Origin of the sequence: Acinetobacter sp. V89_7 (assembly GCF_029967895.1) — a bacterium.
GTDB classification, from domain to species: Bacteria; Pseudomonadota; Gammaproteobacteria; order Pseudomonadales; family Moraxellaceae; genus Acinetobacter; species Acinetobacter soli.
Window position 1 is genome coordinate 120,751 of sequence record NZ_JASCAJ010000032.1, and the last position, 11,788, is coordinate 132,538.

At 42.5% G+C, this 11,788-nt stretch carries 8 protein-coding genes; 3 read left to right on the plus strand and 5 right to left on the minus strand.

All coding sequences use genetic code 11. The annotated features are described in order from the left end of the window. The first annotated feature begins 1,109 nt into the window (after positions 1 to 1,109). Both QLG00_RS13305 and pta read left to right on the plus strand, forming a co-directional pair. Complete coding sequence (locus tag QLG00_RS13305; protein ID WP_151868707.1) at positions 1,110 to 2,315, plus strand: acetate kinase; 1,206 nt, start codon at positions 1,110 to 1,112, stop codon at positions 2,313 to 2,315. 41 nt (positions 2,316 to 2,356) lie between these two features. After that, positions 2,357 to 4,519, plus strand: coding sequence for a phosphate acetyltransferase (pta, locus tag QLG00_RS13310; RefSeq protein ID WP_151808453.1), 2,163 nt, complete (start codon positions 2,357 to 2,359; stop codon positions 4,517 to 4,519). A 68-nt stretch (positions 4,520 to 4,587) separates the two neighbouring features. Here pta and QLG00_RS13315 read toward each other — a convergent pair whose 3' ends face one another. Then, positions 4,588 to 5,196: a class I SAM-dependent methyltransferase gene (locus tag QLG00_RS13315; protein WP_004932853.1), complete on the minus strand. Its 609-nt coding sequence runs from the start codon at positions 5,194 to 5,196 to the stop codon at positions 4,588 to 4,590. Between the two features lie 162 nt (positions 5,197 to 5,358). On the opposite strand from QLG00_RS13315, the gene QLG00_RS13320 reads away from it, so the two are divergent. Beyond that, positions 5,359 to 6,885 (plus strand): fumarate hydratase, encoded by a 1,527-nt coding sequence (locus QLG00_RS13320; protein ID WP_004943712.1) that lies wholly within the window; start codon positions 5,359 to 5,361, stop codon positions 6,883 to 6,885. Between the two features lie 54 nt (positions 6,886 to 6,939). Here the strand turns inward: QLG00_RS13320 and QLG00_RS13325 are convergent, their stop codons facing one another. From QLG00_RS13325 to tig, 4 genes are all read right to left on the minus strand, one after another. Then, positions 6,940 to 7,653 carry a DUF2846 domain-containing protein gene (locus QLG00_RS13325; RefSeq protein WP_151808451.1) on the minus strand — a complete coding sequence of 238 codons (714 nt, stop codon included), beginning with the start codon at positions 7,651 to 7,653 and terminating at the stop codon, positions 6,940 to 6,942. Between the two features lie 145 nt (positions 7,654 to 7,798). Beyond that, entirely contained in the window at positions 7,799 to 9,112 is a 1,314-nt protein-coding gene (gene clpX, locus QLG00_RS13330; protein WP_282471190.1) for an ATP-dependent Clp protease ATP-binding subunit ClpX, read from the minus strand. A gap of 28 nt (positions 9,113 to 9,140) precedes the next feature. Continuing rightward, entirely contained in the window at positions 9,141 to 9,746 is a 606-nt protein-coding gene (gene clpP, locus QLG00_RS13335) for an ATP-dependent Clp endopeptidase proteolytic subunit ClpP (protein ID WP_004932834.1), read from the minus strand. A 194-nt stretch (positions 9,747 to 9,940) separates the two neighbouring features. Then, positions 9,941 to 11,275: a trigger factor gene (tig, locus tag QLG00_RS13340; protein ID WP_004932831.1), complete on the minus strand. Its 1,335-nt coding sequence runs from the start codon at positions 11,273 to 11,275 to the stop codon at positions 9,941 to 9,943. Between the last annotated feature and the right edge of the window lie 513 nt (positions 11,276 to 11,788).

Below are 11,788 nucleotides of genomic sequence, written 5' to 3' on the forward strand. Positions count from 1 at the left end.
TATCAATACCAAGAAATACATTTAAATACACACCATCCAATGACTGTATAAAATAAAATCATATTACAAATTAAATATTTGATTTTTATGTTTTTATTTTGATTATTTCTTTTAATTATACAAGAAATTTAATAGAAAAATTTCATTATATTTTCAAAATTAATAGTAGTATTTCTATTTTTTATATCAATTCATGATTACCAATTTTAATAGTACATATACTTATCTGTATACCTTGTTAAGTTAATACAGCTTATTTATATTCTGAATGGAAAGAATTTATTCAAATAAATCTAAAGGTATTTAAAAAATTAATTGTATGAGCCATAAATTATTTATGTACAAAAAACCGAACTATTCACTGCTGTGAAAATAAACACATCGATTAAAATATGGACGAAATTAAGATTAGTGAGAAATGGTTTGAAGAAGATTATTCTGAGTGATTAATACTTAATATATATAAATCTTAAAGTGTATTAATTAGGCACCAAACTTAATTATTTCAATTTTTATAAAAAAACCAAACTGCCTTTCTGTTCGTAATGGCTTCTTAGTCATGCTTCATTTTTATCAGCGAATATTCTTTTCGCTTTATCTATCCCTATTGATGCTGGCTTATAGTTTGCATCGCGCTGTTTAGATTCACACTAATCAAATATCCGAAAAACAAAAACAACTTAAGGAATTGATTTATATTCATTTATTTAAAATTAAAACCATTTTTAAATGAAATTATCTTACCAAAAGCCAAATCTTTATACAGGAGGTTCGCCCCTATAGAGTTCCAGATCACGCGATTTTCATCAATCATTTACCTGACAGACAGTCTAATTCGCTATGATCAAAGCTCGGCATGAATCTTGTGCGTGGTGCAATTCCTTACAACCAATATCGTGCTCTTTTTTCAATGCCAGTGTGATTGGTGCTTGGCAGTAGGCTATAAATTGTTTAATCGTCGATAGTGCTTAAGTCTAATCTGCTAAAGTCTATCTTGGACATAAAAACAACACATGTTAAAACATTAAGTATGCGCTAACCTTCGAATCGTTCATGAATTTGAATTTCAAGTGAACAAATAATTTACAACAGCAATCGGGTAACCTATCGTGTCTACATCAGTATTAGTTATTAACTGCGGTTCTTCCTCTATCAAATATGCGTTGGTTTCTGAACGACGTGAAGATCGGATCTATGGGCTGGCAGAGAATTTGGGTGGTGCAGATGCGCGTATCAAAGGTATTACCGTTGGAGGCGAGCCGCTTGAACTCTCTATTCCATATGCAGATCACGAAAAAGCACTAGAAACCTTATTGGCTCGACTCGCCAATTACAAACCGCAAGCCATCGGGCATCGCGTCGTTCATGGTGGCAGCTTAACCAAAGCCGAACTCCTCACGCCAGAAATTATTGATCGAATCCGCGCTGCCACACCGCTGGCTCCGCTACACAATCCAGCACATTTAATTGGTATTGACGCCACCATGCGTTTGTTCCCAGAATTGCCACAAGTGGCTGTATTCGACACGGCGTTTCATCAAACCATGCCGGCACATGCCTACCGCTATGCTGTACCTAAATTTTTGTTTACCGAACACAATGTTCGCCGCTATGGTTTCCACGGCACCAGTCACGCTTATGTATCAGAGCGTGGAAGTCAGTTGGCAGGGCAAGTTAAACAAGGGGGTTGGTTAACTGCTCATTTAGGTAATGGGAGCTCGACCTGCGCCATTTGGAACGGCGAAAGCCAAGATACGTCGATGGGCATGACCCCACTTGAAGGTGTTGTTATGGGCACACGTAGTGGTGATATTGACCCTAGTCTTCATAGCTTTTTAGCCAGCAATCTAGGTTGGGATATTGCCAAGATCGACACCATGCTCAACAAAGAAAGTGGCTTACTGGGGCTTTCAGATCAACTCTCCAATGATATGCGCACGCTGATTGAGGCCGCAGATACAGGGCATGAAGATGCCCAGCTTGCAATTGAAGTGTTCTGCTATCGTTTAGCCAAATCGCTGGCTGCATTAAGCTGCGCACTTCCACGCCTTGACGGTTTATTCTTCACAGGTGGAATTGGGGAAAACTCAGCGTATATTCGTGAAAAAACCATGGCATATTTGCCACACTTTGGTTTTGCGCTCGACAAAACACGCAATAACGACTTAAAACGTGGTACGGAAGGTCGAATCGACAATGGCACTGGACCTCAAATCTGGGTTATTCCAACCGATGAAGAAGGCCGGATTGCCAAAGAAACCGAACAGGTCGTCGAACAGGCTAAAACTGCTGATGTGCATGTGCAAATGGCGTAAGCATTCAATGATTTCTATAATTCTTTTTTGATAAGGCGGTTATGAATACTCTTTTACTGATTCCTACCGGGGAAGGCGTTGGCCTGACTTCAGCCTGTTTAGGCCTGATTTATGCACTCGATTGCAACGGTATTAAGGCCGGATTTTTAAAGCCATTTTCACAGGAACTCCCGAATCAGGTGGATCGAACCACCTCCTTATTCAGCCATCTTTTCCAAGGCACCACCGTGACCTCGATTGCGCACGAAAAAGTGCTACAACGCTGGGCACTCGGTGAGCGCGACGAACTACTTGAAGAAGCAGTGAGTCTACATCGAAATGTTGCAGCCAATTATGACGTGATCATTGTGGAAGGCCTTTTACCCACTGCTCAAGATCATTTTGCGACTGAATTGAATGCAGCGTTGGCTCAAGCACTCGATGCAAAGGTGGTGCTGGTGAGTACAGCAGATGTGCAAAATCCGCGTCGTACAGCAGAGAAAGTTGAAGCACATCTACATCAGTTTGGCGGTACATCCTCAAATCGTACCGCTGGTGTGCTCTTTATGCGTACCCGTGGCTTACCTGAAGAAACTGCGCATATTCCACTGACCATTGATCCGTCATTGCGTCTAGATACTGAAATTGCAGACTTTAGCAAAGAGCTACAACGCTATAATCGACATCTTGGCTCACCAACCTTGCCAATTATTGGCATGGTGCCTTTTAGCAATACCTTAAGTGTACCGCGCACGCTCGATATTGCCTCTGTGGTTGAAGGTGACTGGATTCATCAGGGTGATGCCAAACATCGTCGTATTTTGCATTCGAGTCTAATTGCGTCCAGTATCGAATATGAGCTAAATAAGTTTACTGCGGGTGAACTGATTATCAGTGCATCGGAGCGCACAGATGTCCTGTTGGCCAGTAGCTTAGCCACCAGTAACGGTATTCCACTGGCAGGCTTGGTGCTCACCGAACGTAAAGCGCCGAATCCACAAATTCTGGATTTTTGTCAGCATGCCATCAAGCAAGGCTTACCGATTTTACACACTCAACTCAATACACTGGAAACTGCACAACGACTGGCCGATTTTGGAAACGAGATCCCCACTGACGACACCGAACGTGCAGAACAAGTCACGCGTTTTGTCTCAAGTCATATCGATGTGACTTGGCTGCAAGCCCAGATTAATACAGGGGTTCAGCCGCGTTTATCTCCATCTGCATTTCGTCATGAACTGGTACAAAAATCAATTGCAGCCAAAAAGCGCATTGTACTGCCAGAAGGCGATGAACCACGCACCGTTCAGGCCGCTGCCATTTGCCAGTCTCGCGGAATTGCGCACTGTATCTTGTTGGCCAAACCTGAAACTGTGGTAGAGGTAGCCAAAGCACGAGGAATTGAATTGCCCGATGATCTGGAAATTATTGATCCCGATCTGATTCGCAATCAATACATCGCACCAATGGTGGAGCTACGTAAAGGAAAGCTGAGCGATCTTCAAGCCAAAGAGCAGCTTCAAGATACCGTAGTTTTAGGCACTATGATGCTGGCACTTGATCAGGTGGACGGATTGGTTTCTGGTGCAATTCATACCACCGCCAATACAGTTCGCCCCGCTTTTCAATTGATTAAGACAGCACCCAACTATTCTTTAGTTTCCTCTGTCTTTTTCATGCTGCTTCCAGATGAAGTTTATGTGTATGGTGATTGCGCAATTAATCCAGACCCAGATGCCGATCAACTGGCCGAGATTGCTATTCAATCGGCAGATTCTGCAAAAGCCTTTGGCATTGAACCGCGCATTGCCATGATCAGTTATTCTACCGGCACTTCGGGCACAGGTGCAGACGTAGAAAAAGTGGTCCGTGCCACTGAAATTGCCAAACAACGTCGCCCAGACTTACTGATTGATGGACCACTGCAATACGATGCCGCCTCGGTTGAAAGTGTTGGCCGACAAAAAGCACCAGATTCAAAAGTCGCTGGCCGCGCCAATGTATTTATTTTTCCAGACTTAAATACGGGTAATACCACCTATAAAGCAGTTCAGCGCTCGGCAAACGTGGTGAGTGTTGGCCCGATGTTGCAAGGCCTAAATAAACCGGTTAATGATTTATCACGTGGCGCATTGGTCGATGACATCGTGTTTACCATTGCGCTGACCGCTATTCAGGCCGAGCAGCAACTTGAAGCAAAAGCTGCTGCGCTAGCCTCATAATCACTTTTAATCGCTCTTTAAAAAGCCATTTGCCACGATCAAGTGGCTTTTTAAATTGATTACCAGTGTTACTTCTTTTGAGCCAACCATACCGTATGTCCAGTACATTCTGGATCTTCTGCAATCATTTTGATGATTTTAAAGCCATATCGAGCCAGTAAGTTCCGATATTCTGCGGCATCTAAACTGGCATGATAAAGTGGCTCACCAAACATATCACCAATCGCCTCCCCATCGCTTGGCCCACTGGTAAACATAAGCACACCACCTGATGCTGCATGCATTGAAAACTGTGCAAACATTTGGCGCTGATCTTCAGGATTAAGATGAAAAAAACTATCCCACGCCAAGATACCATCAAAGGTTTGCTCAGCACGAAACTGACGAATATCGGCATTTATCCATATCTGTTCAGGAAAATTTTGCTGTGCCATATCTAGCATGACTGTGGACGCATCAACTCCCGTCAATTGACAACCCTGCTCAATCAGATATTTTGCAATGGGTATCCCCGAACCACATCCCAAATCAACCACCTTTGCAGACATGGGTAATAGACCTAAAAAACGATCAAGCCATATTTTTTCGTGTAGAAAATCGCCTCTTAACTGTGTCCAATCACGACCATGTTTTTGATAAATTTCAATAATATTTTTTGCTAAATCACTATACTGCATTAGGATCTTCTCTGTATTAAAAGCACAATTTCCTGCTCTGAATCGCAATCTATGTATCCCTTCGACCTTTAGCCAAAATCTCGCCAAAACTCCCCACAGCCTGATCGTTTTATCATATAATTTAGCCCGCTAGCTAACTGCCCGCTCAAGAGATTTTTTGGTATGACCACAATTATCAAACAAGAAGACTTGATCACTTCGGTCAAGGACGCCCTTCAGTTCATTTCCTACTATCATCCGCAAGATTTCATTCAGGCCATGAGCCGCGCGTATGACCGTGAAGCGAACCAAGCTGCAAAGGATGCAATCGCGCAAATTCTCATCAACTCTCGTATGTGTGCAGAAGGCCATCGCCCAATCTGTCAAGATACGGGGATCGTCAACGTTTTTGTTGATGTAGGTCTAGACGTTAAGTTTGATCTGAGCATGAGCCTAGACGATGCAATCAATGAAGGTGTACGCCAAGGTTATCTTGAAAATACCAACGTACTGCGTGCTTCAGTGCTTGCAGATCCGGCTTTTGGTCGTAAAAATACCAAAGACAATACGCCTGCCGTGATTCACTATAAGCTCGTTCCGGGCAACAAAGTTGACATTACTGTTGCAGCAAAAGGTGGCGGTTCTGAAAACAAATCTAAACTTGCCATGCTCAATCCATCAGATTCGATTGTAGACTGGGTACTTAAAACAGTTCCAACCATGGGTGCTGGCTGGTGTCCGCCAGGTATGCTCGGTATCGGGATTGGCGGTACTGCTGAAAAAGCCATGATGCTTGCCAAAGAAGCATTGATGGAAGAAATCAACATGGACGAGCTACTTCGCCGTGGGCCAGAAAACAAAATCGAAGAACTTCGTATCGAAATCTTTGAAAAAGTAAATGCGCTCGGGATTGGTGCACAAGGTTTGGGCGGCTTAACCACAGTCCTCGATATTAAAATTAAAGATTATCCATGTCATGCAGCAGGTAAGCCTGTTGGTATGATTCCAAACTGCGCCGCAACCCGTCATGCCCACTTTCAGCTAGATGGTTCAGGCCCAGCGCATATTCAAGCCCCTAAACTTGAAGATTACCCAGAAGTGACGTGGGATGCGTCTAAATCAAAACGCGTGAATCTCGACACCATCACCCAAGAAGAAATGAACTCTTGGCAGCCGGGCGATACCTTGTTGCTCAGTGGTACCATGTATACTGGCCGTGATGCAGCGCATAAACGCTTAGTCGAAATGATCGACAATGGTGAAGAGCTTCCTGTCGACTTAAAAGGTAAATTTATTTACTACGTTGGCCCGGTTGATCCTGTACGTGACGAAGTGGTTGGACCTGCTGGCCCAACAACCGCAACGCGTATGGACAAATTCACACGTAAAGTGCTTGAGCACACGGGTCTGTTTGGCATGATTGGTAAAGCAGACCGTGGCCCAACAGCCATTGAAGCGATTAAAGACAATCAAGCCACTTATCTGATGGCTGTCGGTGGTGCAGCGTATTTGGTTTCAAAAGCAGTTCGTGAAGCCGAAGTGGTTGCCTTTGCAGATTTGGGGATGGAAGCCATCTACAAATTTGTCGTTGAAGATATGCCGGTTTCCGTTGCAGTTGATGTAAACGGTACATCGGTACATGCCATTGCACCTAAAATCTGGCAAGAAAAAATTGGCAAAATCCCTGTGATTGATGCCACTGCGGGTTAATCAAAAAAGAAAGCGCCTTCGGGCGCTTTTTTATTCCTCAGATTTTGTGTTCACTCACCATGTGAGTGGATTCCACAGTTTAAACGGCTTGACCAACAATACATCACTCTTTTCATCGTACTTTGCCGGTTTAAGCTCTTGCGCTTTACTTCGAATCTTACCATTTTGGTCTTGTGCAACAAAATTATAACTCGATGATTTGAGGCGGGTAAATGCAATCTGATTGCGCCCAGTTTTTTCAGACACGATTAAAAATGGTCCCGAGCGCTCTTTGCGCCCCGGATTTTCTTCATCGTATTTCACGTAATAGCTTTGTCCAGCCTCAACACTCATGTCGATATATTTAGGGTCTTGAAAATGAAACACTGTGAGTGGACGACTGCTCGACAGTCGATAGGTACCCGCGGGAAGCTCAATCCAGTAATAATGATTGTTTAACAAGCTTGGAATGCGTTTACCATTGATAAATAAATTGGCTGCCGCAATTTCCTGCTGATTCCAGCGCGTGTCGGGTCGATATAGATACACCACGGCCGCTTGTGGATTTTGTGGCTGAATGGGTTGAAAGTATTGACCCAGTTTTTGATTGACCCACCCTCCCACGCTAAATTTCCCGACATGATACTGATCGGTAATTCCGGGTTTCTGCGTCACATCGACAGGCGGTAAAGTCGAGCGCAGTGCTTGCGCATCAGACGATTGAGGCACACTGTGCTGACATCCTGTAAGCAACCCCACACCACATAATAAAAAACATAGATTACGCATGACATCCCTCGAAGCGCTTTTTTTGAATTATTTTTGAGCAATCACTTTGCATCTTTTGTTTTTTTAGATTAACACCAGCTGTTTTTAAAGCCAATAAAAAAGCATGAAATGCGTAAACAAATCATGCTTTTTCAGACGAAATAAATTAAGCCGATTTTGAATCAATCACCTTTAGGTCTGAAGCACTTTGCTCTTGACCAGATGTTTTGGCTAAATGTTCCTTCTTGTAAACAGGCGCAGTTTTGCCCTGAATCACCTCTTCATTGACAATCACAGTACCTACATCTTGACGGCTTGGTAGGTCGTACATGGTTTCAAGCAATACATTTTCCATGATCGAACGCAAACCACGTGCACCGGTATTACGCTCTAATGCCTTTTTGGCAATGGCACGTAAAGCCGACTCTTCAAATACCAAATCTACATTTTCCATCTGGAATAAAGATTCGTATTGACGCGTTAATGCATTTTTTGGCTCAGTCAAAATTTGCATGAGTGCTGCTTCGTCTAGCTCTTCAAGCGTTGCAATCACTGGCAAACGGCCAATAAATTCAGGAATCAAACCAAATTTAACCAAATCGGTTGGCTCAACCTGACGGAAAAGCTCAGCCAGCTTTTTGCTTTCGTCTTTCTTTTTGACTTCTGCATTAAAGCCGATACCGCCTTTTTCATGGCGCTGCTGTACAATTTTTTCCAGACCAGAAAAAGCACCACCACAAATAAACAGGATATTTGAAGTATCAATCTGGATAAATTCCTGCTGTGGATGCTTGCGACCACCTTGAGGCGGAATAGAAGCCACAGTGCCTTCAATCATTTTGAGCAAGGCTTGCTGCACACCTTCACCCGAAACATCGCGTGTGATAGATGGGTTTTCAGACTTACGGGTAATTTTATCGATCTCGTCGATATAAATAATCCCTTTTTGCGCCTTCTCGACATCGTAATCTGCTTTTTGAAGCAGCTTCTGTACGATATTTTCCACATCCTCACCCACATAGCCTGCTTCGGTAAGGGTGGTGGCATCGGCCATTGCAAACGGTACATCCAGCAAACGTGCTAGTGTTTGTGCCAGTAAAGTTTTACCAGAACCCGTTGGTCCAATCAGCAAAATATTACTTTTTGCAATTTCGACTGCATGTTGCTTGTTGGCCTGCCCAGACTGTCCTGCTTTTAAACGCTTGTAATGGTTATATACCGCAACAGATAAGGTTTTCTTTGCCAGATCTTGACCAATCACATACTGATCGAGTGCCGCCCGAATCTCATGAGGTTTTGGCAAATCACGACTTGCCCAATCTCCTGCTTCAACTTGCTGGCTCGTTTGAACAAGATCCAAGCACACATCCACGCATTCATTACAGATATAGGCGTTCTCGCCTGCGATTAGTTTCCCAACCTCAGACTGAGACTTGCCACAGAATGAACAGTGTTTTTGTCCTTGAGGATGTTCGGACATATCTACTCCACAACTTAAATCTTAAAAATTAGGGACGTTTAGAGAGCACTGCATCGACTAAACCGTATTCTTTTGCCGCTTGCGCAGTCATGAAATTATCACGATCGGTATCACGTGCGACACGCTCATAGTCTTGGCCACTATGCTCTGCCATCAGACGATTTAAGCGCTCTTTGATAAATAGAATTTCACGCGCGTGAATTTCGATATCCGATGCCTGACCACGGAATCCACCTAAAGGTTGGTGAATCATAACACGTGCATTTTCAAGGCAATAACGTTTGCCCTTGGCACCCGCATTCAGCAAGAAAGCACCCATAGATGCAGCCTGACCCATACAGTAAGTCACGACATCAGGCTTGATAAACTGCATGGTATCATAAATTGCCATGCCCGCTGTCACTGACCCACCTGGTGAGTTGATGTAAAGGTGGATGTCTTTATCTGGGTTCTCTGCTTCTAAAAACAACATCTGAGCAACAATTAAGTTTGCCATATTGTCTTCGACTTCACCCGTCAAAAAGATGACTCGCTCACGTAAAAGACGTGAAAAAATATCAAATGAACGCTCGCCGCGTGATGATTGTTCAACTACAACAGGAACTAAAGCATTTTCAATCGTTGGAACATACATACGTTTATTTATTCCTAAATTTTTTGTAACTTAACCCATAATCACAATATGAGGGATAATTACTGAAATTGCAAAAAGATTCCAAAGGAAATATCAGATAATTTCAGCTGAAGATAGCGGATTTGGTTGAAACACAACAAAATCACTACAACCATAAAAAAAGGCGCTTGCGCGCCCTTTTTTATCAACAACAATTAACGCGCTTGGCGAGCTTGCTGTTCTTTTAACAACTCTTCGTAAGATACCGCTGTATCTGTTACTTTCGCAGCAGCCAAGATGTGGTCCACTACTTGATCTTCAAGCACAACAGCTTCGATTTGAGCGCGTTGTTGCTGATCATTTTTGAAGTATTCAACGACTTCTGTTGGATCTTCGTAAGAAGATGCCATTTCGTCGATGTAGGCATCAACACGCGCTTGATCAACTTCAAGTTTCGCATCAGCAAGTACTTTGCTTACAAGTACGCCAAGTTTCACTGATTTTTCAGCTTGTTCTTTGAACAATTCGTCTGGAAGCATGCTCTTGTCAAATGATTGAGCGCCTGCACCACCAAACTGCTGCGTGAACTGCTGAATCATTTGCTGACGCTGACGATCAATTTCTTGTGCAACCATTGCTTCAGGCACTTCGATTTCGTTCGCTGCAACAAGTGCATCAAAAGTCGCTTGTTTCACTTGGTTACGAAGACCGTTACGTACTTCGCGCTCCATGTTTTTGCGTACATCTGATTTTAGCTTTTCTACGCCTTCTTCTTCAGTAAGACCGAAGATTTTTAAGAATTCTGCATCGATTTCTGGAAGCTTTGGTTTTTCAACTTGCTTCACAGTGATTTTGAATTTCGCTGCTTTACCTGCAAGGTTAGCCGCTTGGTAATCTTCTGGGAAAGTCACATCGATAACTTTCTCTTCACCCGCTTTCATGCCCACGATACCGTCTTCAAAGCCCGGAATCATACGGCCAGAACCCAAGACCAATTTAAAGTCTTCAGCAGAACCGCCTTCAAACTTCTCACCGTCTACTTCGCCTTCGAAGTCAAAAGTTACTTGCATGTCTTTTTTCGCCATGCCTTTGGTCACAGCCCAAGTTTGACGTTGTTTTTGCAAGTTTTCGATCATGACATCAACGTCTTTGTCGTTGATTTCAGTCGCTTTACGCTCAACTTCTAATGCATCAAACGCGTTTACTTCAACTTCTGGGTACACTTCGACAGTTGCTTCGTACACCAAAGCATCATCTTTATGTTCAACTTTTTCAATGTTTGGCATGCCAACAGCATTGATTTTTTCTTGTTGAATCGCTTCAAATACGGTGTCACGAATGATGTCATTGACCACTTCTTGGTAAATGCCAGCACCGAAATCTGAACGAACGCGAGACAAAGGCACTTTTCCAGGACGGAAGCCGTTGATTTTCACAGTTTTGGCAGTGCGTTTTAAACGAGCTTCAAATTGCTCATTAATACGGCTCGTCGGTACAGAAACATTTAAACGACGGGCAACGCCCGAAACCGCTTCAGTCGTTACTTGCATGGCTTCCTCGATAATTTGGTTAGGTAGTAACAATTTTTAAAGTGCCACATTATATGACAACTTTACCGATATACAAAACGGATCATGAAATTGCAACTTTTTTATTCATTTTTCAAGGTAAAGTTGGCTGAAATAGGTCTGATGAAGCGATCAAATCAGATTTGTAGCATCTTTACAGCACAGCTTGCGCTAGATCACCATTTTATCGTGATGAATTGAATAGCTGAAAAAAGTCTCAGCGCATTTACTTAGTAATGTAAAGTCTTTTAGCTGTTATTACCAAAAAAATTTATTGAAATCTTAAAAAAGTCTTAAAAAATTTATAAAAAAAGTGATTTTTTCTCTTCTTAAAATTTAATTATTTTAAAAATATAAATTAAAACAATAACATAAGCCAAAATAGAAAATTTGGTATCGTTTAAATTCCATAATTTCTCCATTTTTAATAATTAAATCCAATTACATTCGACTACAAATTTTAATAATAATCATTATTATTCGCATACTGTTTCT